We start from the raw sequence: 24910 nt of genomic DNA on the forward strand, positions 1-24910 counted from the left end.
TTTGTGAGCATCGCCGCGGGGCCAGGGCGGACCCGCGGCACACCAGAGCGCTTCCAGACCAAAGGAGAACCGGAACAATGCTTCACCCCATCAAGAGCCTGCTTCTTGCCGTTGCTCTCATCGCCATGCCCCTCCTGGCCCATGCCGCCGACAAGATCGGCGTCGTGGACTCCCAGGAAGTGCTCGCCAATTCCGAGACCGGCAAACGCGCCATGAACGAACTCAAGGCCAAGTTCGACGCCAAGCAGAAGGAACTGAGCCGCCAGGGCGAGGAAATCAAGAAAGCCCAGGACGAATTCAACAAGAAGGCCGGCGTCATGTCCGCCGACGCCAAGCAGAAGGAGCAGGCCGCTCTTGAAGCCCGCATGCGCAAGTTCATCGAAGACCAGAACTCCGCTTCCCAGATGATGGACCAGGAACGCAACCGCATCCTGGAGCCCCTCATGAAGGTCTTCGATCAGGTCATCGCCGACTACTCCAAGAAGCAGGGCTACTCCATGGTCATTGAGCGCCGTGCCCTCCTCTACACCGCCAGCGGCGCGGACATCACCGCCGACATCACCAAGGAATTCGAAGCCGCAGCCAAGCGCGCGAAATAATCCCGCACACTCACAAAGGCGGCTTCCCCAACGGGAAGCCGCCTTTTTTACTTCCAAAAGGAGACGCCATGGAACTGCCCATCCCCGTCACCGAAATCCTCAAACGCATCCCCCACCGCTACCCCTTCCTTCTCGTGGATCGCGTCCTCTCTTTCGAAAAGGACACCTCCCTCACCGCGCTCAAGAACGTCACCTTCAACGAACCATTCTTCCAGGGACACTTTCCCGACAAGCCCGTCATGCCTGGCGTCCTCCAACTGGAAGCCATGGCCCAGGCAGGCGCGCTCCTCATGGGCTGCTCCCGCGACAACATCGAGGACAAGCTCTTCCTCTTCGCAGGCATCAACAACGCCAAATTCCGCCGCCCCGTCGTGCCCGGTGACCAACTCATCCTCACCTGCAATGACGTGAAACAGAAAATGGGCATCTGGCGCATGCACGGAACCGCCACGGTGAACGGTGAACTCGCCTGCGAAGCCGACCTCACCGCCGCGCTCGTCGACCGCTCCAAGCTGTAAACGCGAAAACAGCTCACCCGCCCGCGACGCGCGTCGGACCGCTCCGTCCCGCACCCCGGCAGGGCGGTCGGAGAATATGCCTCCGGCGGGCAAAGAGGGCTCTGCTCTCTATGCACTCTCCCGCCGGGGGGAGAGCCTCCCCCCGGACCCCTGCAATTGCTTCGCGGGCTTCACCGTGTAGGACGGTGTTGCCTGTCCCGGTGCTGTTCGCGGGGAGATCAGGTGGATCGTCTTCAAATCGGTCCGCCTGGTCTCCCCGCGAACAGCACCGGGACAGGCAGGCAGGACCCTTGCGGCTGCGCCGCCTTTCGCGCGGGAATTCGCGCAAAGCCGCGAATCCCCTCGCGGGGGGCAGTGGCGCTTCGCGCCAGATTTTCGAGCAAGATCTAATTCTTGGATTTTAAAGGATAATTTTTTGTTCATCGTCGCTTGCGACGATGGCGGTCCGCCGGGATAAGCGCTGCTTTGAGCGCGTTCCCGGCGGGTGTCTGCTGCTGTCCTGGCACCAGGAGACTAGCCGCCCTCATAAACAGCGACCTACCCGGTGAAACCCGCGAAGCAACTTGGGATTCCAAAGGGCGTAGCCCTTTGGCCGCCGGAGGCTCTTCCTCTGCCCGACCCCCCACCCCGTCCACTCCACCGCAACCGCACCGGCCGCCGCCGCGAAGCGGTCGTGGGGTCTAGCCGTCGAGTGCTGCCTGTTCGTAGAGGGCGCTGGCCCAGATCAGGGCATCATAGTAGGCCTTGGCCACGGTCACGGAGTCCAGGCCCAGGGAGTCTATCAGGGCATCCATCTTTGCCCAGTCCCCGGTTTCGAAGCAGCGCGCCAGTTCGAGCCATTGGTGGGGGAGGTTGGGCTTGCCGCACAGCGCCGACTTGACCACTTCTTCCAGGGGGAGGTCCTGGACCAGCCCGGCCATGGGCGTGTCGAGCATGGGCTCCAGCAGCGAAAACAGTCCCAGAAGAAAGAGCGTGTCGGGCGGCACGGCCTTGTATCCATGCTCGGCGGCCGCCCTTTCGAGGAATCGGGCTCGGATGGCCGAGAGGCGGGGCAGTTCCTGGGTTTTGCCTTTCGGCAGGATGTCGCAAAGCACCACGAGCCAGAGCCAGTTCTTGATGTGGTCCCACCCCAGCAGCATGATGGAGTGCTTGATGGAGTGCACCTTGTACTGGAGTCCGTAGGCGAGGGAGTTGATGAGCGTGAGCAGACGGTAGCAGATGGACACGTCGGATTCGATGATGGCGGCCAGTTCGTCGGCATTGAGCCTGCTGTTGCCCAGGGAGCGGTAGATGCCGAGGCGCGTGGCCTTGTTGGAAGAGAGCCTGTGCGCGGGGGAGAGGACCGGACGCTTGAAAAAGGAGCCCTGAAAGTAGTGGAAGCCGAGCTTTTTGGCGCGTTCAAACATGGCGTGGTCTTCCACGTGCTTGGCGGCCAGAATCGCCCTGGAAGCGGCGAAGGGTTCCACCATCGCCTTGATTTCGTCCTCTTCCTTGCCGAGCACGTTGAGGAAAACGATGTCGGCCAGCTCCGTCAGCCCGTGGACGCAGGCGCGGTCCGAGGCGGCGTTGAGGGCCAGGGCATAGCCTTGCTTTTTCAAGGTGGAGAGCGCAGCCAGCAGGCCCTGGTCCTGCGCCGGGGGAGCGTCCAGTTCGACGACGGTCGTCTTGGGGGAAAGGGCGGCGGGGATGCCGGCCATGATGGACCCGGGCGGGATGCGGATGAAGATCTTCTCCCGATCCTCTTCCTGCTTGTTGGGGGAGGTGAGCGTCGCGGAGAGCACGGAGAGGTTGGCGACATCGTCCGCGCCAAGCGGAGCGTTCTTTTCCCGTGGATCGTGCCTGTAGAGCAGTTCGTAACCGCAGACCTTCTTGCTGGCGTCGAAAACGGGCTGGCGGGCGAAGAACGTGTGGATGCAGGCCTGTATGCCGGCGGAATGGGTCATGCGGGCGGTTTCCTCTGCGGTTGAAGTGCTCGCGATGGAGGCAATTCAGTCACGATCAGAAACACCATGCCATATCCGGTAATCCACACAAGGGCGCGCCGTCAAAGGCTTCGTTTTCCCGACGGCCGCGATGGGCCGTCAGGCCGTCATGGCCTTGCGGAGTGCGGCGACGAATTGTTCCACCGCCTGCGCGGTGGTGTCGAACGAGCACATCCAGCGGACTTCGGGCATGTCTTCGGGTTCGGCATTCCAGGTGTAGAAGAAGAATTCCCGGCGCAGGGCTTCCACGGCGCGGGCGGGGATGCGGGCGAAGACGGCGTTGGTCTCCACGGGCTTCGAGATTTCGACACCGGGCACGCTGGCTGCCTCCCTGGCCAGGAGCGCGGCCATGGCGTTGGCGTTGCTGGCGTTGGCGCGCCAGAGCCCGTCCTGGAGGAGGGCGGAGAACTGGGCGGCCACGAAGCGCATCTTGGAGGCCAGCTGCATGCCCTGCTTGCGGATGAAGGGGAATTCGCGCCCGAGGTCCTTCTTGAAGAAGACGACGGCTTCCCCGTACATCATGCCGTTCTTCGTGCCGCCGAAGCTCAGGGCGTCCACGCCGAGCGCGCGCGTGGCCTGCGCCAGGGTGAGGTCCAGGGCTGCGGCCGCGTTGGCGATCCGAGCGCCGTCCATGTGCAGGAGCATGTCGTTCTCGTGCGCGATGCGGGCCAGTTCGCGGACCTGCTCCGGGCGGTAGAGCGTGCCCAGTTCCGTGGCCTGGGTGATGGAGACGGCGCGGGGCTGGTTGTGGTGCGGGTTGCCGAAATCCCGGAATGCGCGTCGCAGGTCCTGGGGATCGAGCAGGCCGTCGGCGGTGGGTTGGGCGAGCAGCTTGCAGCCGAGGTGGCGTTCGGGCGCGCCGCATTCGTCCACGTTGATGTGCGCGGTGCGGGCGCAGACGACAGCGTTGTGGGGCCTGGTCATCGCCTGGAGGGCCAACACGTTGGCGGCGGTGCCCAGAAAGACGAAGTGGACGCTCGCCCCGGGGCCGAATTCGCGGTCGAAGGCTTCGAGGGCGGCCTCGGTCCAAGGGTCGTCGCCGTAAGCCACGGCGTGACCATCGTTGGCCCGGGCCATGGCTTCGAGGATCAGGGGATGGACGCCGGAGTTGTTGTCGCTGGCAAAGCCTGGGCGTGAGGGCATGGGGGCTCCTGAGGGGCCGCGTCTGGGGCGGATGAAGGGGAAGGCGCTAGGTGTTGGTCCCTAGTAGGGACTCGTAGCCTCTGTCGATGGCCATGCGCAGGGAGTCGTCTTCGATGGAGTCGATGCGTTCGATCATGATGGAGACGAGCCTGGGGTCGAGCTTGCCCTGGGCGGCCTCCTCCTCGAGAACGAGGAGGGCCTTCTCCCTGGGCAGCGCGGGCTTGTAGTGGCGCTCCATGGTGATGGCGTCGTAGATGTCCACGATCATGAGCAGCCGCGCGGTCAGTGAGATGTCGTCGCCCTTGAGGCCGCCCGGGTAGCCGGAGCCGTCGAGGCGTTCGTGGTGCTGGCCGATGGCGGACAGCAGGTTGGTCATGTTCCTGGGGAAGGGGATGTGCTGAAGGATGCGGTAGCTCTCGGCCGGATGGCGTTCGATCTCGCGGCGTTCTTCTGGGAGCAGGTTGCCGCGCGTCACGAGCAGGGCCAGGGTCTCCTCCTCGGCGAGCAGCGGGATGGACTGGCCGTAGGCGCTGAGTTCCTGCTTGGAGAGTTCCACCACGAGGCTGGCGTCCTCGCGGGAGATGGCGTCGGAGCGGTTGATGCGCCGCAGGCGCTCGAAGTCGTCGCGCCAGGGCGTGCCGGTGATTTCGGCGTGCAGGGCCATGCGCATGCCGATGAGGCGCAGGTTGTCTTCCGGCAGGCGGGAGGCCTTGGTGAGCACCTGTTCGCGCACGCCGATCTTGCCCACGTCGTGGAGCAGCCCGGCGTAGTAGAGCTCGATGAGGGTGTCCGGGGGAAAGATGACGCCGGGGAGCAGGTCAGCGTCGTCGTTGACGGCCTTGGCCAGGGCCACGGCAAGGCGCGCCACGCGGTGGGAGTGGCCGGCCGTGAAGGGGTCGCGGGCGTCGATGGCGGTGGCCAGGGCCTGGAGCAAGGCCTTGAGCAGGCTCTGCACGTCCTCGAAGTGCACGGCGTTGCCCATGGCGGTGCCGGCCACGGAGGCCAGGGTGGAGACGTACTGGAGGTGGTTGGCTTCGATGGGGGCGTCCTGGGCCGTGGCGAGCACGAGGCCGCCCACCAGGTTGCCCGCGGCCACGAGGGGCGTGGCGATGAGCGCCTTGATGCCCGGAGCTTCGCCGTGCCAGCGCGAGTCGGCGTCGAGGTCGTTGACGATCTCGCCTTTGCCGCCGCGCATGATGTCGAGGAAGAGGATGCTGGTGGCCACGCGGTCCAGCTGGTGTTCTCGGACCGGGCCGAAGGAGGCGAAGGGCTCGGGAGCGCCGGTGGCCTGGTCGCGCAGGAAGAGCATGCCCATTTCCAGGGGGAGCGCTCCGGTGCGGCATTCGCCGATGAGGGCGCGGGCCACCTCGCGCAGGCGCAGGGAGGTGTTCAGGCCCATGGTGGCGCGGTGGAGCAGGGAGAGTTCGCGGTATTTCTGGAGCGTGTCGGCGGCCAGGCAGCGGCGCGCCTCGTCCTGTTGCAGGAGCATCTCCAGGCTGTGGGCCAGGAGGTCGGCCACCTGTTGCACGCCCTGGCAGCCGTTGGAGGCGGGGTGGTCCGCCCTGAGCGCCACCACCACGTGTCCGCAGGGGTGGAGGTTGCCGCACAGGGGCACGCTGAAGCGCAGCGCGCCGGGCTGCTCCAGGTCGTCTTCTGAAATGCCGTGGGCGGCCAGCAGCCTCCCGGCCTGGACCACGCCCACGCCCCAGCCCGGTTCGAGCAGGGCCTTGGCTTTGGCGAAGAGCTGCGTGACGTCGTGGGTGCGCAGGAAGCGTCGCAACTGCATGACGGCTACATCCGGGCTCGCGCGCTAGCGGTTGATGCCCAGGAGTTCCCGCGCCGTGTCGAGCACCTCGTCGGGGTCGAAGGGCTTGGTCATGTATTTTTTCGCGCCCAGTTCAAGCCCCTGGCGGCGGTCCACCTCCTGCCCCTTGGCGGTGAGCAGGACGATGTTGTGCCCGCCCTGGAGGGCCGGGTCGTCCATGACCTTGCGGCAGACTTCGTAGCCGCTGAACTTGGGCATCATGATGTCCAGGAAAACCACGTCGGGGCGTTCACGGCGGATGAGGTCCAGCCCTTCCTCGCCGTTGGAAGCGGTGAGGATGGTCACGCCGTGTTCCTCCTCCAGGTCTTCGAGGGTCTGTTCGAGTAGCATCCGGATGTGGATCTCGTCGTCGACGATGAGTATTTTTCCGGGCATTGCGCGCTCCGCGCGTGGGTTGTTGGAAAAGGTAGGATTTCCCTACGTCAAAACAAGCGGAAGGTGAAGGGGCGGAGCGTCAGGAAAAGAAAAGGGCGGCGGCCGGTGGCCGCCGCCCTGGCGAGGCGCGATCTTACTGTCCGCAGGAGCCGGAGGAGCAGGAGCTTCCGCAACCGCCTCCGCCCAGTTCCAGGCTGGAGTGCACCTGGAAGCCCATGTAGGAGAGGTCCACCGTGACGGGCTGGGCCTTGCCCATGAGTTCTTTGTCGATGATGAAGGAGTAGCCGTCGGTCTCGAACACGTCGTCGGAATCTTTTGGCTCGTCCAGAGCCAATGCCAGCCGGGGGCCAGCTCAGCCGCCGGAGGAGAGGTAGATCCGGATGGGAGACTTCTCCTTGTCGGCGAAATAAGAGTCAAGCTGCTTTTTTGCAGGCTCCGTGAGCGTGAACATGAATGCCTCCTGGAAGTGTGGGTCGAGGAATAGGTAAGCTCCGGGTTGCGCTTTGTCAAACAGGAGGCCTGTCTATGGGTCTGGAGGATGGACCCCATCGGCCAGGGCGATAGCAGGAGGGGGAGGGCCGCCGTCCCGTCCGGGACGGCGGCCGCCAAGGCTCTCTGAACGATTCGGAAAGGCAGGGGCGGGATGTTCAGGCTCGCGTCAGGTCTTGTCCGCAGGCCGTGAAAACCCGCGGGAACGGAGGGTGAGGGCGCGACTCTAGGAGCAACTGCCGCCGGAGCAGGAGCAGCCGCCGCCGCAGCCGCCGGATTCCAGCACGAGGCTGGAGGCGATGCTGAAGCCCTGGCCCTGGAAATCCAGGCTGATGGGCTGGGCCTGCTCGAGGAGCTCCTTGTCCACCAGGAAGCTGTAGCCTTCCACGTCGTGGACCGCGTCGGAGGGTTTGGGCTCGTCCAGGGCCAGAGCGAGCCTGGGGCCGGCGCAGGAGCCGCTGGAGAGGAAAATGCGGATGGGGGACTTGGGATTTTCCGCGAAGTACTGGTCGAGCTGTTCCTTCGCGGGGTGCGTCATCGTAACCATGGGAAGCCTCCACTGGGAGAATTGATGATGCAGTGAGTTAAGTCCGCCAGGGGTGCGGGTCAAATACGAAAGCATGATGCCCCAGTTTGCCTTGGCCTGTGTTTTCGGATAGGAGCAATCGAAACGTCCGATCCGGGAAGGGCCATGAAACGGCAGAAAATCGTGATGAACGGCAAGGAGATGGCGCGCACGCTGGAGCGGCTCGCCTTCGAGATCATGGAGCGCCACGGGGAATGCACGGAGCTGGCCCTTCTTGGGGTGCAGCGCCGGGGCGTGGAGCTGGCCCAACGCCTGCGCAAGATCCTGGAGGCACGCCTGGGGTGCGAGGTGCCTCTGGGCAAGCTCGACATCAACCTCTACCGCGACGACTGGACCAACCTGGCCCATCAGCCCCAGATCAACCAGACCACCATCCCCTTCGCCCTGGACGGCCGCAAGATCGTCCTGGTGGACGACGTGCTCTATTCCGGGCGCACGGTGCGCGCGGCCCTGGAGGCCATCCTGGACTTCGGGCGGCCCCGCAAGGTGGAGCTTCTGGTGCTGGTGGACCGGGGGCACCGCGAGCTGCCCATCCAGGCCGACTACATGGGCAAGCTGCTGCCCACCTCCCGCGACGAGCGCGTGGACGTGTACGTGAAGGAGCTCGACGGCGAGGACAAGGTGCGCCTGGCGGGCGGGGAAGCCGAGGAATGAGGCGCTGGCTCCTGGCGGGCGCGGCGGCCCTGCTGCTGGGAGGCGGGCTTATCATGTGGCGTGGGGCCGAGCCGGACGGCTACACCGCGAAGGTGCTCGACAACATCCGCGAGAACTGCCTGGGCACGGCCCGGGAAAAGCTGCGCGCCCAGCCGGAACTTGCCGCGGGGCAGGACCCCGAAGCCATGGCCCGGGACTACTGCGCCTGCGTCGCGCGAAGCGTTCAGGAGCGTCTGCCGTACGAGGATTTCCGCGCCATCGACAAGGCCATCCGCGACGGCGTGGCCCCCGATCCGGCCAGGTTCCTGCGGCTCACCGAGGCCATCGGCCCCTGCAACAGGAATCAGGGCCAACCGAAATGATTTCCCCCCTCCGGCGCGCGCCGGCCGGGTAGGCTGAGGGGTGATCCGGGCCGCGTCCTCCAGGGCGCGGCCCTTTTGCGTGCGGACGCCGTCGCGTCCGCTCGCCTGCCCTGCGGCCGTCGCGGGCCTTGCGCGCGGTGGCGGTCACTTGGCGGGGTCGGGGATGTGGGGCGTGGCGTGGCGCTCCATGATGCGCGCCAGTTCCTGCCGGTCCAGGGCGTCGAAGGCCCTGCCCAGGGATTCGTAGGCCCTTCGCGGCACGGGGTCGCGCCTGCGCTCCTGTTCCGCCGTGGCCGAAAGGGTTTCCCATGCCAGGGCGCGGGCCTCGGCGGAGCGGCCCGAGCGTGCCAGGCAGAAGGCCATCAGGGCGTTTTGCAACAGCTGTTCCGTCTGGTTGGCCGCCTCGGCGGCCGAGAGCTCCTGGGCCGCACGGCCGGGTTCGCCCCCCGCGCAGAGGGCGTCGGCCAGTTCGTAGCGGACCCTCCAGCGCAGGTCCCGGGCCATGCCGGGCGTCACCGCCGCCAGTTCCACGGCCTGCTCCAGGGCCTGGACGCGCTGGGGCGTCTTCTTCTCCCGCTGGGCAGCCTGGGATTCCCAGAGCCGCACCAGGGCCATCTGTTCCAGGTAGCGGGTGCGCAGGGCCGGGGATTTCTCGCGCGCCAGCCGTTTGTCCAGGGCGCGGCGGGCGTCCTCGAAGCGTTCCATGCGGGAAAGCGCCAGGGTGAGTTCCAGCAGGGGCCTGTCCCAGGCGGGGTCCAGCACGGTGGCCTTGTTCAGGTGCCAGGCGGCCACGCGGTTGCGGTCGGAGCCCTTGGCCATGCCTGCCAGGTGATGGTGCACGCGGGCCAGGCCGGGGCCGACGCCTTCATCGCGGGTCCGGGTCTTGCGCAGCACCCAGGGTAGGGCCTGTTCCTGGCCGGAGCGGTCAAGGGTCAGGCGGGCCATGCCGTCCAGGGCGTCCACCAGGGAGGGGTCGCGGTCCAGGGCCTTGCGGAAGAGGGTCAGGGCCGGGGCGTCGTCCCCGGAGGCGTGGAGCAGCCAGCCGTGCATGTTGAGCGCCGTGGCCGAGTTGGGGGCCAGTTCGAGCGCCCTGGCCGAGAAGGAGAGCCGGAAAGGGGGTCTGATCCTGGCCCGGGTGGACACCAGGTAGGAGGCGTAGGCGTGGCCCAGCAGGGAAAAGGCCTTCATGGGGAGGATTTCCGGCCGTCTCAGGGCTTTGGCCTGGGCCGGGTTGAAGGGCCTGCCGGCGGCCTGCTCCAGCAGGGGGATCAGGCCGGAACGAAGGCCCGTGAGCCCGGCGAGGGGGTCGACGGGCAGGAGGATCTCGGAGCGCTCTCCGGTCTCCAGGTCCTTGAGCCAAAGCCGCGCCTGCCGCGTCGTGCCGGAGCCCGGCTCCACCGTGCCCCCCAGCGCCAGGCGCACGCCGCGCCGCGCCAGGCCCGGCAGGGGCGACTCGGCGGCGCGCTGGCCCCCGATGTAGGCCTGCAGGTCTCCCGCCGAGTCGAACGCTTCGGTATAATTAAGGAAGAAGGTCTCCTCGAAACCTCCGTGGAGCACCAGGGCGTTTTCCACGATGTTCTGCACGGCCGCGCCAAAGCCTTCGACGGGCGCGCCCGGTGCGGGCTGGAGGGGCAGAACCACGGCGCGCAGGGCCGCCCTGGCCCCCGGGGGGGCCGCCAGCAGGACGAGGCAGGCCAGCAGGACCGCCAGCGGCGCGGCCCGGCGCGGAAACGACATGGACTTCCTCCTCAGCGCTTCAGGCAGACCTCCGTGCCGATGCCCTGCCTCGTGAACAACTCCAGGATGAGCGAATTCTCCACCCGTCCGTCGATGACGTGGGCCTTCTCAACGCCCGACTGCACGGCCTCCATGCAGCACTTGAGCTTGGGGATCATGCCGCCCTTGGCCACGCCTTCCTCGATGGCTTGGCTGGCCTCCTTGAGGTCCATGGTCTCGATGAGCTTGCCTTCGGGATCGAGCACGCCGGCCACGTCGGTGAGCAGCAGGAGGCGTTTCGCGCCCAGGGCCTGGGCCACGGCGCCGGCGGCGGTGTCGGCGTTGATGTTGTAGGTGCGGCCCTCGTCGTCCACGCCCACGGGGGCGATGACGGGGATGACGCCGCTCTGCACGAGGGTTTCGATGAGCCCGGCGTTGACGCTCACGGGTTCGCCCACGTTGCCCAGGTCGATGATCTCTGGCGGGGCGTCCTCGCGCGTGAGCACCATTTCGAGCTTGCGCACCTTGATGAGCCAGCCGTCCTTGCCGGAGAGGCCCACGCAGGAGCCGCCGTGCAGGTTGATGAGGTTGACGATCTCCTTGTTCACGCGCCCCACCAGGACCATCTCCACCACGTTCATGGTGGCGTCGTCGGTGACGCGCAGGCCCTCGCGGAAGTGGGACTCGATGCCCAGCTGCGTGAGCATCTGGCCGATCTGTGGGCCGCCGCCGTGCACGATGACCGGGTTGACCCCGATGTATTTGAGCAGCACCACGTTGAGGGCGAAGCTCTTCTTGAGGTGCTCGTCCTTCATGGCGTGGCCGCCGTACTTGATCACCACGGTCTTGCCGTGGAACTTGCGGATGTAGGGCAGCGACTCCAGGAGCATGCGGGCCTGGCCGGCGGCGGATTCTTGCATGGGGGCGTCCTTTAGAGTGTTTCGAGGAAATCCACGAAAGGTTTGAAGCACTGGGGACAGGCTTCGGCCAGCGTTCTAGGGTTCTGGCCGTGCAGGATCATGGGCGCGTCGGCCACGCCCTGATAGCGCCTGCCGCATTTCTCGAAGAGTTCTTCCACGATCCGCTTGGGCGGGTGCCCGTGATTCTGGTCTTCTACCGGAAGGGTCCACGCCGTGTCGAGACGTTCGAGGCCCAGGTGCGCGCGCAGGGCGTCGGGGCAGGCCAGCAAGAGGGCTTCAAAGTCGTGCTTGAAGCAGAAGACCCGGAAGCGGTCCCGGTATTCGTTCCATTGCTTGGGGCGCATCCTGTCGCAGTGGCGCTTGAAGAGGGCGACCATGCCTTCCTGGAGTTCCCCTGCCGTGCGATGCGGGAAGCCCTGGTTGGGCGGATAGAGGTCCGGCACGGCGGCCACCACGGCGTGGGGATTGTTCAGGACGAATTCGGCCGCCTTTCTTGGGACGTGGAGCACGACGTTTTTCTTGCCGTGGCCCTCGCGGGAGGCGTGGAAGGTGATGGAAGCGCCCTCGGCGTACTTGGTGGCGATCAACGGCTTGAACAGTGCCTCCATGGCCGCCTTGTCGGAGGGGCCTTCCAGGTAGACGAGCGCCCTTTTCATAGGACTTCGAGTTCGTCGGAGCGGTGGAGGTTGTCCAGTTCCTCGGGGCCGAATTCTTCGAGCAGGCCCAGGAGAGTCTTGGACTCTCCTGGCTTTCTGAAGGCGGCCTGGCCGTCCTGCTTGGTCAGCACGGTCACACTGTCCAGGTCGAACTGGGAGAGGAAGTACGAGTTGTGGGTGGCCACGAAGATCTGCATGCGCGCGCTGGCCTGTTTGATGAGCGCGGCCAGCAGGGGCAGTGCGCGAGGGTGCAGGCCCACGTCGGGTTCGTCCAGGCAGACCAACGCCGGGGGCGCGGGGTGGAGCAGCACGGCCGCCCAGCAGAGGAACCGGAGCGTGCCCTCCGAGAGGTCCCCAAGGCTCAGGCGTCCGGGCACGCCCTGTTCGTCCCAAAAGGCCATGACGTTTCCCGGGCTCCCGTAGGCCCAGACCGTCAGGCCGGAAAAGCCGGGCACGACCTGGCCGAGCCGGAACAGCAGTTCATCGAAGACGCGGGGGTGCTCGGTCATGAAGTGGTGGAGCACCGCGCTCAGGTTGCCGCAGTCCTCTTCGCAGGAGGCGTTTTGCTCCACCAGCGCAGGATTCTTGATCCTGGCCATGTCGATCCTGGAGGATGCGTAGAATCTCCAGGATGCGATGTTCTCCCGGATGTCGATGAGCGGACGGGAGCCCTTGTCATAGACGTGGGAGAGCGTGAGGCGTCTGGCGTTCGGCGGCGCTTTGCCGTTGTGGACGCCGTAGAGGGGGAAGGAGTCCGCGAAGACCACCTTGTCCGGCGTTCGTTCAATGAGTGTGAGGACGGCGGGGGACTGCCGACCGTCTGGATGTTTCAGCACGCGCTCGGAGAGGATCGCCCCACGGCCAGGCACGGCGAAAACCGAGGCCTCGTAGGAGTGGACCGCCGTGGAGTCTGACTGGAAAAACAGCTGCCAGCCAAACCGGGAATCGTCGCTACGGGGGTGATAAAGGAACTGGCCCCTGAAGCCCGGGAGGATCTCCGGGGGGATGTCGCGTTCCAGGGAGTCGCGCACGAAGCGCAGGAGTTCGAAGACCGAGGATTTCCCGCTGCCGTTGGCTCCCACCAGGACTTCCAAAGGCGACACATCCAGGACGGCGTCCCGGAAGGCTTTGAAGTCGATGATGCGCAGCGCGGCAAGTCTCATGGCTAGAGTATATACCTCGTCAAATCCCTATCTTCCGCCACGTCCTTCAGCTTCTCTCGCACATACTCCCGGTCGATGACAACCGTCTCGCCGCCCCGGTCGGGGGCGTCGAAGGAGAGGTCCTGCACGATTTTTTCCATGATGGTGTAGAGGCGGCGCGCGCCGATGTTCTCGGTGTCGGCGTTCACCTTTTCCGCGAAGTCCGCCACCTCCTCCAGGCCCTCCAGGGGGAACTCCAGGCGCACGCCCTCGGTGGCCAGCAGCGCCGTGTACTGCACCGTCAGCGAGTTCTGCGGCTCGGTGAGGATGCGAAGGAACTCGTCGCGCCCAAGGGCCGAGAGCTCCACGCGCAGGGGGAAGCGTCCCTGCAGCTCCGGGGCCAGGTCAGAGGGCTTGGAGAGGTGGAACGCCCCGGCCGCGATGAACAGGATGTGGTCCGTGCGCACCATGCCGTACTTGGTGTTCACCACGCAGCCCTCCACCACGGGCAGCAGGTCGCGCTGCACGCCCTCGCGCGACACGTCCGGCCCCGAGCCGCCCTGGCCGCCCCGGCCGCAGATCTTGTCGATCTCGTCGATGAAGAGGATGCCCGTCTGCTCCACACGCTCCTTGGCGGCGTCGGCCACCTTGTCCATGTCCACCAGCTTCTCCGACTCCTCCTGGATCAGGATGTCGTAGGCCTCGCGCACCCGGAGCTTGCGCGTGCGCCGCTTCTGGGGGAACACCTTGGAGAACATGTCCTTGAACTGGCCGCCCAGCTCCTCCATGCCCGGCATGGCCATGATCTCCACCGTGGGCGAGGGCTGGAGCACGTCCATCTCCACCTGCTTGTCGTCCAGCGCGCCCTTGCGCCAGAGGGCGCGCAGCTTCTCGCGCGTGGACGTGGCCTCCTCCGAGGGCGGCTGGGCGTCGCCGTAGCCCATGCCCCCGGCCGAGGCCAGGGGGCTCGCGAAGCCCATGGACGACCCCTGGCCCGGAGTGGGCGGCAGCAGCAGGTCCAGCAGGCGCTCCTCGGCGGCCTTTTCGGCCTTCACGCGCACCTTCTGGGACTCCTCCTCGCGCACCAGGCGCACGCCGATCTCCATGAGGTCGCGCACCATGGATTCCACGTCGCGGCCCACGTAGCCCACCTCGGTGAACTTGGTGGCCTCCACCTTGTGGAAGGGGCAGCCCGCCAGCTTGGCCAGGCGGCGGGCGATCTCGGTCTTGCCCACGCCGGTGGGCCCGATCATCAGGATGTTCTTGGGGGCGATCTCGTCGCGCAGGGATGGGTCCACCTGGCGGCGTCGCCAGCGGTTGCGCATGGCGATGGCCACCATGCGCTTGGCGGGGTTCTGCCCCACGATGTAGCGGTCCAGTTCGGAGACGATTTCCCGGGGAGTGAGCGTGTTCATGATTTTGCGGCGGTTTCCAGCACGATGTTGGAGTTGGTGAAGACGCACATCTCCGCCGCGATCTCCATGGCCTTGCGGGCCACGTCCGGGGCGGAGAGGTCGGTGTTGCGGGACAGGGCGCGCGCGGCGGCCAGGGCGTAGGAGCCGCCGGAGCCGATGGCGGCCAGGCCGTCGTCGGGCTCGATCACGTCGCCAGCGCCCGTGAGCACGAGCACGGTGGAGGCGTCGGCCACCAGGAGCATGGCCTCCAGGCGGCGCAGGTACTTGTCCTTGCGCCAGTCTTTGGCCAGCTCTACGGCGGCGCGCACGAGGTTGCCGGAGAACTCCTCCAGCTTGGCCTCGAAGCGCTCGCAGAGGGTGAAGGCGTCGGCCGTGGACCCGGCGAAGCCCGCCAGGACCCGGTCCTTATAGAGGCGGCGCACCTTGCGCGCCGAGTGCTTCATGGCCACGGCCTGGCCGAAGGTGACCTGGCCGTCCCCGGCCATGGCGACGCCTGCGGCGTCGCGCACGGCCAGGATGGTGGTGGCGTGGATGTCCATGTCAGTCCTTGAGGATGCGCCGGGCGTGGCCCAGCCAGGTTTCGTAGGCTTGCGCGGAGTAGAGCGTCATCCAGGCTTCTTCGGCCAGACCCTCGCGCAGGCCCCGGGCCAGTTCGGCCAGGGCCAGGGGCGCGGCCAGGTCCACGGGGTAGCCGTAGACTCCGCAGCTGATGGCCGGGAAGGCGAGGGTGCGCACGCCGTGGGCGCGGGCCAGCTCCAGGCAGGAGCGGTAGGCCCGGGCCAGGGCCTGGGGCTCGCCGTGGCCGCCGCCGCGCCAGATGGGGCCTACGGCGTGGAAGATGTAGCGGGCCTGGAGGGCGAAGCCGGGGGTGGGTTCGGCCTCCCCGGCCTCCAGGGGGCCGCGCCGGGCGACGATGGCCCGGCAGGCCGGGGGCAGCTGCGGCCCGGCGGCCTGATGGATGGCCCCGTCCACGCCGCCGCCCCCCGCGAGATGGGCGTTGGCGGCGTTGACCACGGCTTCCGCGGGGAAGGTGGTGATGTCCGCATGGGCCAGGCCCAGCAAGCCTTCTCCGGCCCGGAAGCGGATCACGGGCGGATGGCCTCGCGCCAGGCGGGGTCCACGGTGGGGCCGAGGATGCCCAGCCCCGCGCGGGAGAAGTCCAGCAGTTCGCGGGCCAGGCGGGACACGTCGTCCAGGGTGACGGCCTCGAAGCGCGCGGCGGTCTCCTCGGGGGGCACGGCGCGGCCCAGCACCAGGTGGTTGCGCGCCAGGCGCGACATGCGGTCCTCGCTGGACTCCAGGGAGAGGAAGAGCCCGGAGAGCAGGTGGTCGCGGGCGTGGTCCAGCTCCTCGGCGGTGACGCCATGGCGCGCCAGGCGGTCGAGCTCCTCGCGCAGGCAGGCCAGCAGTTCGGGGGTGCGCTCGGGGTCCACCCCGGCGCAGACGTGGAGAACGCCCCGGTCCGAGAGGGAGTTGGCGTAGGAGTAGACGCTGTAGGCCAGGCCCCTGCGCTCGCGCACCTCCTGGAAGAGCCGCGAGGACATGTTGCCGCCCATGACGGCGTTGAGGGCGGCCAGGGCGAAGCGGCGGTCGTCGGCCGCGCCCAGGGCGGGGAAGGAGAGGGTCACGTGGGTCTGCTCGGCGTCGCGCTCGCGCAGGAGCACGGCGGGGCGGTAGTCGCCGCGCGGGGGCTCGGGCAGGGGCGCGCCCGGGGCCAGCGCCCCGAAGCGGCGTTCCACCATGGCGAAGAGTTCGTCGTGGTTGAGGCCCCCGGCGGCTGCCACGAGCATGCGTTCCGGGCGGTAGTGCCCGGCGCGCCAGGCCTCCAGGCCGGGGAGGTCGAAGGCGCGCACGGTCTCGGGCGAGCCCAGGATGGGGTGGGCCAGCGCGCCTCCGGGCCAGAGTTCGGACCAGAAGGACTCCATGAGGCTTTCCTCCGGGTCGTCCTCCACCATGGCGATCTCCTGGAGCACCACGTCCTTTTCGCGGTCCAGGTCCTCCAGGGAGGGCGCTGGGTGCAGGGCGATGTCGGAGAGGATGTCCAGGGCCTCTTCCAGGTGGCGCGTGGTGACGCGGGCGTGGAAGCAGGTGTGCTCCCGGCTGGTGAAGGCGTTGGAGTGGCCGCCGAAGAGGTCCAGGGCCTTGGCGATGTCCAGGGCGGAGCGGCTGCCCGCGCCCTTGAAGCCCAGGTGCTCCCAGAGATGGGCCGCGCCCTCCTGGTCCGGGGTTTCGTGGCGGGAGCCTACCTCGATCCAGATGCCGAAGCTCACGCTTCGGGCCTCGGGCAGGCGTTCGGCGGCCAGTCGCAGGCCGTTGTCCAGGACGTGGAAGCGGATGTCGTCCGGGCTGGTCATGACTCCTCGGGGAAGTAGGGTTTGCCGAGTCCGGCGGGGGCGCGGCCGCCCCTGCCAAGGGCCGTTGCGAGGCTCAGGGTGAGGATGGTGAGCACGTAGGGCAGGATGCGCAGCACGTAGAGGGGCACCAGGTGCACGCTGGTGGCCTGGAAGAAGAACTGGAGCGCCGAGAGGAACCCGAAGAAGAGCGCCCCGGCCAGGGCGGGCCAGGGACGCCAGCCCGCGAAGATCACGATGGCCACGGCGATCCAGCCCTGGCCGCCGGAGATGCCCTCCTTCCAGCCCGGGGTGAACACCAGCGACAGGTAGGCCCCGGCCGCGCCCGTGAGGAAGCCCCCGGCCGCGAGGCACGTAAGGCGCGTGCGGGCCACGTGGACGCCCATGGCGTCGGCGGCGGCGGGGTTCTCGCCGCAGGCGCGCACGGCCAGGCCGAAGCGCGTGCGGGTGAGCATCCACCAGGAGGCCAGGGTGACCAGCACGCCCAGGTAGACCACGGGGTTCTGCTTGAAAAGCGCGGGGCCGATCCAGGGGATGTCCGCCAGCACGGGGATGGGCATCTCGCCCACGCGCAGGCCCACCTTGCCGATGAGCCCCCGGCCCAGGTAGTTGGAGAGCCCCAGGCCCAGGATGGTCAGGGCGATGCCGGAGAGCAGCTGGTTGGCCCCCAGGCGCACGGCGAAGAAGCCGTGCAGCAGGGCCAGGCAGGCCCCCACGGCCCCGGCGGCGGCGAAGGCCAGCACGGGGTCGCGCGTGACGAAGCCCGTCCAGAAGCCCGTGAGCGCGCCCATGACGAGCATGCCCTCCTGGCCCAGGTTGATCACCCCGGCGCGCTCCGAGAGCACCTCGCCCTGGGCGGCCAGGAGCACGGCCAGCGAGGTTTTGAGCGTGAGGGCCACGAGGAAGACGAAGTCGTTCATCGCCTGGCCTGCCTTGTCTGGAGCCACAGAAGCGAAAGGAGCAACGCGGCCTCGATGACGAGGCTCGCGGCCGAGGGCAGGCGCAGGCGGGTCTGGAGGTATTCGCCGCCCACCAGCACGGCGGCCAGGACCACAGCGGCCGGGGGGGCCAGGGCCGGGTTGAGCCGGGCCAGACAGGCCACGATCACGCCGTCGTAGCCGTAGCCCACGGCCAGCCCCTGCTGGAGCCGGGAGTGGATGCCCGAGACCTCGGCCATGCCCGCCAGCCCCGCCACCGCGCCCGAGAGGAGCAACACCGTGAGGGCGCGCCTGCCCGAGTCCATGCCCGCGTAGTCGGCCGCGCGCGGCCCCAGGCCCATCACCGTGAGCTCGTAGCCCCAGCGGGTTTTCGCCAGCACCCAGGCCAGCACGGCGCACCCGGCGAGGCCCATCAGGAAGCCGGGGTGGATGCGCGTGCCCGGGAAACGCGGCAGGGTGGCCGCGTCGGCGAAGATGGCCGTGCCGGGGAAGCCCATGCCCAGGGGGTCGCGCCAGGGGCCGAAATAGAGGTGCTCCATGAGGGCGATGGCCACGTAGTTGAGGAGCAGCGTGGTGATGATCTCGCTCACCCCCAGGCGCGAGCGCAGCCACGCCGGACCGGCCGACCAGCACGCGCCGCCCGCAGCCCCGGCCAGGACCATGCACGGCAGCAGGAGCCAGCCCGGCCAGGAGGGGCCCAGCGCCAGGGCCAGCCCCGAGGCGAACACTCCGCCCATCACCAGCTGGCCTTCGCAGCCGATGTTCCACAGGTTCATGCGCGCGGCCAGGATCACCGCCAGGCCCGTGAGCATGAGGGCCGAGGCCTTCACGAGCACTTCGGAGAAGCGCGCCCAGGTGCCGAAGGCCCCCAGGAACATCACGTGGTAGGCCTCCAGGGGGTTGGCCCCCAGGAAGGCGAAGATGGCCGCCCCGGCGGCCAGGGGGATGGCTGCGGCCAGCCCCCAGAGCAGGAAGCGCGAACGCGCCTTGGCGGTCATCGGCAGAACTCCACGCCCGCCATGAGCGGGCAGATGCGGGCCACCTGGTCGGGGTCGGCCACGTCGAGCACGGCCAGCACGCGGCCCTCGAACATAACGGCCACGCGGTCGGCCAGGGTCAGGGCCTCGGTGAGCTCGCCCGTCACCAGCAGCACGCCCGCGTGCTCGCGCGCGGCCAGCAGGCTCTTCCACACGTCCTCGGAGGCCCCCACGTCCAGGCCCTGGGTGGGCTGGTTCACCACCAGCACGGAGGGGCGGCGCGAGAGCTCGCGGGCCAGCAGGAGTTTCTGGAGGTTGCCCCCCGAGAGCTCGCCCGAGGCCTGTTCCGGGGCCTGGGCGCGGATGTCGAAGCGCTCCATGGCCTCCAGGGTGGCCTTGCGGCTGACGGTCCAGTCCAGGACCATGCGCCGGGTGAAGTCGCCCAGACGGGTGAGCAGGAAATTGTGGGTGAGCGACAACGGCGGGATGCTTCCCTCGTGGTGGCGGTCCTCGGGCACGTAGGCCAGCCCGGGCTTGGGGGCCCTGGCCCAGTGGCGGGCCTCGACCGGCGCGCCTCCCAGGGCCGCCGTGCCCGCGCGCGCGGGGCACAGCCCGGCCAGGGCCTCGGTGAGTTCGGTCTGCCCGTTGCCCGCCACGCCCACCACGGCCAGCACCTCGCCCCGGCGCAGGGAGAGGTCCACCTCGCGGAAGGCGGGGCGCGCGGGGTCCGGCCCGCCGGTGAAGCCCTGGAGCTTGAGCACCTCGTCGCCCGGGGCCACGGGGGGCTTGTCGATGGCGAAGATCACCTCGCGGCCCACCATGAGCCGGGCCAGGTTGGCCTTGCCCCCGGCCTCGGCCGGAGTGGTGCGGGACACCAGGCGTCCCCGGCGCAGGATGGAGATGCGGTCGGAGAGGTCCAGGGCCTCTTCGAGCTTGTGGGTGATGAAGACGATGGTGCGCATCTCGCGGCGCAGGGTCTTGAGCACTTCGTGGAGCCCGGCCACTTCGGTGGGGGCCAGCACGGAGGTGGGCTCGTCGAAGATGAGCACCCTGGCCCCCAGGCGCAGGAGCTTGAGGATTTCCACGCGCTGGCGTTCGCCCATGGAGAGGTCGCGCACGAGGGCCTCGGGGCGGGCCTTGAGCCCGAAGCGCCCCGAGAGTTCGCGGATGCGCCGGGCCTCGCCGGGCAGGTCCAGCAAGGCGGGGCCACCGGCGGCCAGGGCGATGTTCTCGGCCACGGTGAAGGCCTCCACCAGCATGAAGCGCTGGTGCACCATGCCCACGCCCCTGGCCAGGGCGTCGGCCGGGGAGGCGAAGCGGGCGGGCTTGCCGTCGATGACGATCTCGCCCGCGTCCGGGTGGTAGCGCCCGGAGAGGATGGACATGAGCGTGGACTTGCCCGCGCCGTTCTCGCCCAGGAGGGCGTGGATCTCCCCGGCATGGGCGGTGAGGCTCACGGCGTCGTTGGCCACGTTGGGGCCGAAACGCTTGGTGATGCCCTTGAGCTCCAGGGCGGGATGGGGTTGGGCCGGGGGGGCGTCCGGCGATTCGGCGGGGCGCATGGCCGGGGGTTCTACGTCAAGAGCGCCGGGGAGTCGAGCCCCCCGGCGCGGTCGGAAATGAGGGGGGATGTCCGCTCACGCCTTGCGCCGGGGTTCGGGGAGCCGGGCCAGGTAGGTGAGCGGCGCGAGCGCCGGTTCGCCCTCGATGGCCACGCAGGCGTGGGTGATCACGGGGGGCGGGGTGTCCAGGCGGGCGTGGCGCGCGGCGGCCTCCACCAGAGACTGGAGGGCCAGCATGGTGGAGCCCGAGGAGATCACGTCGTCCAAAAGGATCACGCCGTCCACGGCCTCGGCCACGATGGAGATGGAGCGTTCGTAGAGGGCCAGGAACTTGTCGCCGCTGGTCACGGAGTCCGCGCCCACCTGGATGACGGGGCGGCGGCCGGGCTCCATGTGCGGCTTCACGCGGTTGTGGGCCACGGCGATCTCGTCCAGGCCCAGCTCGCAGGCGGCCACCTGGGCCACCTGGAGGCCCTTCTCCACGGCCGTGACCATGCCCACGCGGCGCTTCCCGGCGATCATGGGGCGCAGCCTGTCCGCCAGAAGGCGTCCCAGGTCGCGGTTGAGGCGTATCTGTCCCACCAGGTCCAGGGAGGCGATGCGCACCTCGCCGCCCTGGCCGTCGGGCAGCCAGACCCAGGGCAGCTGGACCTTGTAGCCCAGGCCTTCCACGTGGAGGGCGTGCTTGTCGCCGGATTCGCGCACCGGGCGTTCGTAGATCATGGGATGCTCCTTGCGGCGGGGCCTCGAACCTCGACGCCGTGAAGCATCACCGTACCACGCCCGGGGGCTCCAGCACAACGGGGCGGGGGCGCGCGCCGACGCGGAATGCGAGTTGCTTCTGCCAACGAAAGGGGCCGCCCTTTCGGGCGGCCCTTGATCGCGTCGCGTCGTCCGGCTGCACTACTCGGGCAGCTTGCCGTTCACGCCCTTGAGCAGCCAGCGCATGGTGTAGAGTTCCTTCACCGTGGCGCGCTGCCCGGCGGGGATCATCACCTTTCCGGCCTGGTCCGCCATGGGTCCCAGGAAGGAGTTGTCGGTGCCCTTCTTGATCAGGTCGATCTCGGCCAGCACCTTCTTCTGCACCTCGGCAGGGACCTTCTCGTTGAACTTGGAGAGCTTGATGGCGTCTTCCTCGAAGCCCCAGTAAAGCTCTTCGGCCTTCCAGGTTCCGGCCAGCTTGGCGTTGACCAGCTTCACGTAGAACTTGCCCCAGTTCCAGATGGTGGAGGCCAGCACGCACTTGGCCCCGAACTCGGCGGCGTCCGCGCCGTAGCCGATGGCGGGCACGCCCTTGGCGCAGGCGGCCAGGGAGGAGTCGGGGGTGTCGGCCATCTGGCGGATCAGGGTGCAGCCGCGCTGCACCAGGGCCTCGGCCATGGTGGTTTCGCCGATGGGGTCGCGCCAGCTCTTGAGCCAGACCACGGTGTTCAGGGTGTCGATGTCGAACTTGGTTCCGGATTCCGCCAGGCCCTTGAGCAGGCCGTGGGTGAAACCGTTGATGCCCCGGATGGGCTCGGGGATGGGGTTGGTGGCCACGGTGCCCACCTTGGTGAAGCCCATGAGGCCCGCCATGTAGCCCACGATGTATTCGCCCTGCTCGATGCGGGCCATGTAGTTGCCCATGTTGGGGGCGGTCTTGTAGCCGGAGCAGTGCTCGAAGGTGGTGTTGGGGAAGTCCTTGGCCACCTGGAGCATGGGGTCCATGTGCTCGAAGGTGGTGCCGAAGATCATGTCGTAGCCGTCCTGGGCGAACTGGCGGAAGACGCGCTCGCCGTCGGCCGCGCCCACGTTCTCGGCGATGGCCACCTCGATCTTGTCGCCAAGCTGGCGCTTGAGCTCCTCGATGCCCGTGTAGTGGGCGTAGTTCCAGCCCTGGTCGTTGACGGTGCCGATGAGGGCGAACGCCACCTTGAGTTTCGCGGCCTCAGCCCGGCAGGGCAGGACGGCCAGCACGGCCAGACAGAGGGCCGCGAGGATCGAACGAGCGCGCATGGAGCCTCCTGGTTTGGGGAATGTCGAAGCGCCGGAAAGATGCCGCAAACCGTCGCGTTTGTAAATCGGGAGGGCGTCCGCTCCTGTTGTGAACTGTTAAAATCATTTTTTAATCCGGCAGTTTGCCTTTCACTCCCTTGAGCAGCCAGCGCATGGTGAAGAGCTCCTTGTCCGTGGCCCTGGCCCCGGCCGGGACCATCACCTTCCCCGCCTGGTCCTCCAGCGGTCCCAGGAAGGAGTCGTCCGCGCCGGACCTGATGCGCTCGAGCTCCGCCAGCACCTTGGCCCGCACGTCTCCGGGGACGCTCTCATGGAAGGGCGAGAGCGACACCGCGCCTTCCGCGAAGCCCCAGTAGACGTCCTGGGCCTTCCAGGTGCCGTCCAGGCGGGCCTGCACCTTTTTCACGTAGATGCCGCCCCACTCCCAAAGGGTGGAGACCAGCACGCAGGAACCGCCGAAGCGGGCCGGGTCCGCGCCGTAGCCGATGGCGGGCACGCCCTTGGCGCAGGCGGCCAGGGAGGAGTCCGGGGTGTCGGCCATCTGGCGGACCAGGGCGGCTCCGCGCTGGACGAGGGTCTCGGCCACGGTGGTTTCGCCCCGGGGGTCGCGCCAGGAGTTGAGCCAGGCCACGGTGTTCGCGCCCGCCCCGTCGAAGGTCGCGCCGGATTCGGCCAGGCCCTTGAGTAGCCCCCGGGTGAAGCCGTTGACCCCGCGCACCACCTCGGGAATGGGGTTGGTGGCCACCGTGCCCACCCGGGAGAAGCCCATGAGCCCGGCCATGTAGCCCGCCAGGTATTCGGCCTGCTCCATGCGGCCCATGTACACGCCCACGTTGGGGGCGGTCTTGTAGCCGGAGCAGTGCTCGAAGGCCACGGCCGGGAACTCTCCGGCCACCTTGAGCAGGGGGTCCATGTGCTCGAAGGTGGTGCCGAACACCAGGGAGCACCCGTCCTGGGCGAACTGGCGGAAGACGCGCTCGGCGTCGGCCGCGCCAACGTTTTCGGCCACGGAGACTTCGATCCTGTCGCCTAGTTTCTGTTTGAGTTCATCGATGCCCAGGGCGTGGGAGTGGTTCCAGCCCTGGTCGTTGGCCGAGCCCAAGAGGGCGAAGCCCACCTTGAGCCGCTGGGCCTGGGCCGGGTTCTGGGCCGACGCCGGGGAGGCGAAGGCCGCCAGGGCCGCCAGCAGGAGGGCGGCCGCGAGGTTCAGGATGCGCATGGAGCCTCCTTGCGCGCGAAGGGATTACCAGGAGATGCCCCAGGCGCGGGGCTTTGTAAATCCGTGCGGCCCTCGCGGGCCCCGATGCGGAGCGCCGACGTGAAACGGCGCATCGCGGTGGGGCTGCGGTCCGGGCCGGACGGATGGGAGCGGCGGGCCGCGCGGCCGGGCGTGGCCGCCTGGCCGGGCTTGAAACCGGGTCCGGAACGCGTATAGTCCGGGCATCATGAGTCCCGGGAAACGCGACGGCGGCGACATCACCTCCAGACTGCGCGGCGAGCTGGACGCCCTGGCGCGCCGCGAACGCCATTGCCAGATGCTCAGGCGTCTGCTGGAGGAGCTGCGCGAGGAGTACCGCTCCCTGGCGCTCTCCGCGCCCGACGCCATCGTGGCCTGCGACGCCAAGGGCCAGGTGGTGTTCTACAACCACGCGGCCCAGGCGCTCTTCGGGCGCGAGCCCGAGGAGGTGATGGGCACGAGCCTGGAGTCCCTGCTGCCCGAGCGCATGCGCGAGCGCCACGGCCAGGGGTTCGGCCGGGCGGCCCGCGCCGGCAGGACGCTCAAACCCCGCGTTGCCGTGGAGTGCGTGGGCCTGCACGCCGACGGCTCGGAGTTCCCGGTGGAGATCACCCATTCCAGCTGGAAGCGGGGCCAGGCCACATATTTCGCGGCCTTCATCCGCGACATCTCCGAGCGCAAGCACTACGAGCGCCTGCGCGAGGACGTGGAACGCATCGTGCGCCACGACCTCAAGTCGCCGCTGCTGGGCATCGTGGGCTTCGCGCGCCTGCTCATGGAGGACGATTCCCTCACGGCGAAGCATCGGGAGTGGGCCAGGCTCATCCACGACTCGGGCCAGCAGATGGATCGGCTCCTGGCCAATTCCCAGGCAATGCTGCGCATGCGCCAGGGCGACTACTCCGTCACCCCGCGCCCCGTGGACCTGACCCGCCTCCTGGAGGAGCTGGGCAAACGTTTCGAGCCCGTGCTGCGCGAGCGCGGCGTGGGCCTGGCCTGCGAGACATCCCAGGGCGCGGAGGGCGAGGGCGCGTGCAGCATCCAGGGCGAGGAGGCCTTCCTGGACGACATGCTCTCCAACCTGATCAAGAACGCCGTGGAGGCCTCCCCCGAAGGCGCGAGCGTGAGCGTGACCCTGCGCCGCGAGGGCGGGCACGCGGTGGTGGACATCCACAACCTGGGGGTGATCCCTCCCGGCGTGCGCGAGCGCTTCTTCGAGCCCTACGTCACCGGGGGCAAGCCCGGGGGCACGGGCCTGGGGGCGCACAGCGCGCTGCTCATCGCGCGCGCCCACGACGGCGAGATCGACTTCACCAGTGACGAGGAGGAAGGCACCCACGTGCTGGTGCGCCTGCCCGTGGGGGGCTCCGGGGAAGCGTCCGGGGAAGGGCCCGAAGAGTCCGGCGGGGAGCTTTCCGGGCACTAGACCCCGCCCGCGTCCGGCGTCGCGACGGCGCGTCCCGTCCCG

25 protein-coding genes are annotated in these 24910 nt (G+C 68.4%); 5 read left to right on the forward strand and 20 right to left on the reverse strand.

From position 1 onward, the window contains the following. Positions 1–77 precede the first annotated feature (77 nt). Both NNJEOMEG_RS05735 and fabZ read left to right on the forward strand, forming a co-directional pair. Positions 78–599, forward strand: a complete 522-nt coding sequence (locus NNJEOMEG_RS05735) for an OmpH/Skp family outer membrane protein (RefSeq protein ID WP_173082229.1) — start codon at positions 78–80, stop codon at positions 597–599. 68 nt (positions 600–667) lie between these two features. Continuing rightward, positions 668–1117 carry a 3-hydroxyacyl-ACP dehydratase FabZ gene (fabZ, locus tag NNJEOMEG_RS05740; RefSeq protein WP_173082231.1) on the forward strand — a complete coding sequence of 150 codons (450 nt, stop codon included), beginning with the start codon at positions 668–670 and terminating at the stop codon, positions 1115–1117. Positions 1118–1797: 680 nt separating this feature from the next. Here fabZ and NNJEOMEG_RS05745 read toward each other — a convergent pair. From NNJEOMEG_RS05745 to NNJEOMEG_RS05770, 6 genes are all read right to left on the reverse strand, one after another. After that, on the reverse strand, positions 1798–3060 hold the full coding sequence (locus NNJEOMEG_RS05745; RefSeq protein ID WP_173082233.1) for an EAL and HDOD domain-containing protein: 1263 nt from the start codon (positions 3058–3060) through the stop codon (positions 1798–1800). Positions 3061–3198: 138 nt separating this feature from the next. Further along, positions 3199–4242: a threonine aldolase family protein gene (locus tag NNJEOMEG_RS05750; protein ID WP_173082235.1), complete on the reverse strand. Its 1044-nt coding sequence runs from the start codon at positions 4240–4242 to the stop codon at positions 3199–3201. Positions 4243–4288: 46 nt separating this feature from the next. Next, positions 4289–6028: an HD-GYP domain-containing protein gene (locus NNJEOMEG_RS05755; RefSeq protein ID WP_173082237.1), complete on the reverse strand. Its 1740-nt coding sequence runs from the start codon at positions 6026–6028 to the stop codon at positions 4289–4291. A 24-nt stretch (positions 6029–6052) separates the two neighbouring features. Further along, positions 6053–6442, reverse strand: a complete 390-nt coding sequence (locus NNJEOMEG_RS05760; RefSeq protein ID WP_173082239.1) for a response regulator transcription factor — start codon at positions 6440–6442, stop codon at positions 6053–6055. A gap of 133 nt (positions 6443–6575) precedes the next feature. Next, positions 6576–6893 (reverse strand): IscA/HesB family protein, encoded by a 318-nt coding sequence (locus tag NNJEOMEG_RS20515; protein ID WP_235956849.1) that lies wholly within the window; start codon positions 6891–6893, stop codon positions 6576–6578. A gap of 264 nt (positions 6894–7157) precedes the next feature. Next, positions 7158–7478 carry an IscA/HesB family protein gene (locus NNJEOMEG_RS05770; protein WP_173082243.1) on the reverse strand — a complete coding sequence of 107 codons (321 nt, stop codon included), beginning with the start codon at positions 7476–7478 and terminating at the stop codon, positions 7158–7160. Between the two features lie 144 nt (positions 7479–7622). Here NNJEOMEG_RS05770 and pyrR point away from each other — a divergent pair, with 144 nt between their 5' ends. Both pyrR and NNJEOMEG_RS05780 read left to right on the forward strand, forming a co-directional pair. After that, a complete protein-coding gene (pyrR, locus tag NNJEOMEG_RS05775; protein ID WP_173082245.1) occupies positions 7623–8171 on the forward strand; it encodes a bifunctional pyr operon transcriptional regulator/uracil phosphoribosyltransferase PyrR in 549 nt (182 codons plus the stop codon). Then, a complete protein-coding gene (locus tag NNJEOMEG_RS05780) occupies positions 8168–8533 on the forward strand; it encodes a hypothetical protein (protein ID WP_173082247.1) in 366 nt (121 codons plus the stop codon). Before pyrR ends, NNJEOMEG_RS05780 begins: the two co-directional genes overlap by 4 nt. Before the next feature lie 144 nt (positions 8534–8677). On the opposite strand, the gene NNJEOMEG_RS05785 is transcribed toward NNJEOMEG_RS05780, so the two are convergent. The 14 genes from NNJEOMEG_RS05785 to NNJEOMEG_RS05850 form a co-directional block, all read right to left on the reverse strand. Beyond that, positions 8678–10270, reverse strand: a complete 1593-nt coding sequence (locus NNJEOMEG_RS05785; RefSeq protein ID WP_173082249.1) for a tetratricopeptide repeat protein — start codon at positions 10268–10270, stop codon at positions 8678–8680. Between the two features lie 11 nt (positions 10271–10281). Next, positions 10282–11169, reverse strand: coding sequence for an acetylglutamate kinase (gene argB / locus NNJEOMEG_RS05790; RefSeq protein ID WP_173082251.1), 888 nt, complete (start codon positions 11167–11169; stop codon positions 10282–10284). A gap of 11 nt (positions 11170–11180) precedes the next feature. After that, complete coding sequence (locus tag NNJEOMEG_RS05795) at positions 11181–11825, reverse strand: DUF4276 family protein (protein ID WP_173082253.1); 645 nt, start codon at positions 11823–11825, stop codon at positions 11181–11183. After that, positions 11822–12988, reverse strand: a complete 1167-nt coding sequence (locus NNJEOMEG_RS05800; RefSeq protein ID WP_173082255.1) for an AAA family ATPase — start codon at positions 12986–12988, stop codon at positions 11822–11824. The genes NNJEOMEG_RS05795 and NNJEOMEG_RS05800 overlap by 4 nt, the downstream gene beginning before the upstream one ends. A 2-nt stretch (positions 12989–12990) precedes the next feature. Then, a complete protein-coding gene (gene hslU / locus NNJEOMEG_RS05805; RefSeq protein WP_173082257.1) occupies positions 12991–14382 on the reverse strand; it encodes an ATP-dependent protease ATPase subunit HslU in 1392 nt (463 codons plus the stop codon). Further along, entirely contained in the window at positions 14379–14921 is a 543-nt protein-coding gene (hslV, locus tag NNJEOMEG_RS05810) for an ATP-dependent protease subunit HslV (protein ID WP_173082259.1), read from the reverse strand. Before hslV ends, hslU begins: the two co-directional genes overlap by 4 nt. A 1-nt stretch (position 14922) precedes the next feature. Next, on the reverse strand, positions 14923–15471 hold the full coding sequence (locus NNJEOMEG_RS05815; protein WP_173082261.1) for a macro domain-containing protein: 549 nt from the start codon (positions 15469–15471) through the stop codon (positions 14923–14925). Then, positions 15468–16736, reverse strand: coding sequence for a M16 family metallopeptidase (locus tag NNJEOMEG_RS05820; RefSeq protein WP_173082263.1), 1269 nt, complete (start codon positions 16734–16736; stop codon positions 15468–15470). Before NNJEOMEG_RS05820 ends, NNJEOMEG_RS05815 begins: the two co-directional genes overlap by 4 nt. Continuing rightward, positions 16733–17653 carry an ABC transporter permease gene (locus NNJEOMEG_RS05825; RefSeq protein WP_173082265.1) on the reverse strand — a complete coding sequence of 307 codons (921 nt, stop codon included), beginning with the start codon at positions 17651–17653 and terminating at the stop codon, positions 16733–16735. Before NNJEOMEG_RS05825 ends, NNJEOMEG_RS05820 begins: the two co-directional genes overlap by 4 nt. Beyond that, on the reverse strand, positions 17650–18669 hold the full coding sequence (locus tag NNJEOMEG_RS05830; protein ID WP_173082267.1) for an ABC transporter permease: 1020 nt from the start codon (positions 18667–18669) through the stop codon (positions 17650–17652). Before NNJEOMEG_RS05830 ends, NNJEOMEG_RS05825 begins: the two co-directional genes overlap by 4 nt. Next, on the reverse strand, positions 18666–20210 hold the full coding sequence (locus tag NNJEOMEG_RS05835) for an ABC transporter ATP-binding protein (RefSeq protein ID WP_173082269.1): 1545 nt from the start codon (positions 20208–20210) through the stop codon (positions 18666–18668). The genes NNJEOMEG_RS05830 and NNJEOMEG_RS05835 overlap by 4 nt, the downstream gene beginning before the upstream one ends. Before the next feature lie 75 nt (positions 20211–20285). Then, positions 20286–20933: a type I phosphoribosyltransferase gene (locus NNJEOMEG_RS05840; RefSeq protein WP_173082271.1), complete on the reverse strand. Its 648-nt coding sequence runs from the start codon at positions 20931–20933 to the stop codon at positions 20286–20288. A 180-nt stretch (positions 20934–21113) separates the two neighbouring features. Further along, a complete protein-coding gene (locus NNJEOMEG_RS05845) occupies positions 21114–22205 on the reverse strand; it encodes a BMP family ABC transporter substrate-binding protein (RefSeq protein ID WP_173082273.1) in 1092 nt (363 codons plus the stop codon). Positions 22206–22314: 109 nt separating this feature from the next. After that, complete coding sequence (locus NNJEOMEG_RS05850; RefSeq protein ID WP_173082275.1) at positions 22315–23424, reverse strand: BMP family ABC transporter substrate-binding protein; 1110 nt, start codon at positions 23422–23424, stop codon at positions 22315–22317. Between the two features lie 226 nt (positions 23425–23650). Here NNJEOMEG_RS05850 and NNJEOMEG_RS05855 point away from each other — a divergent pair, with 226 nt between their 5' ends. Next, the gene (locus NNJEOMEG_RS05855) at positions 23651–24868 is read left to right on the forward strand and encodes a PAS domain-containing sensor histidine kinase (RefSeq protein ID WP_173082277.1); all 1218 of its coding nucleotides are present in this window, start codon (positions 23651–23653) and stop codon (positions 24866–24868) included. Positions 24869–24910 lie beyond the last annotated feature (42 nt).

The sequence above is a fragment of the Fundidesulfovibrio magnetotacticus genome, from assembly GCF_013019105.1.
Classification (GTDB): Bacteria; Desulfobacterota; Desulfovibrionia; order Desulfovibrionales; family Desulfovibrionaceae; genus Fundidesulfovibrio; species Fundidesulfovibrio magnetotacticus.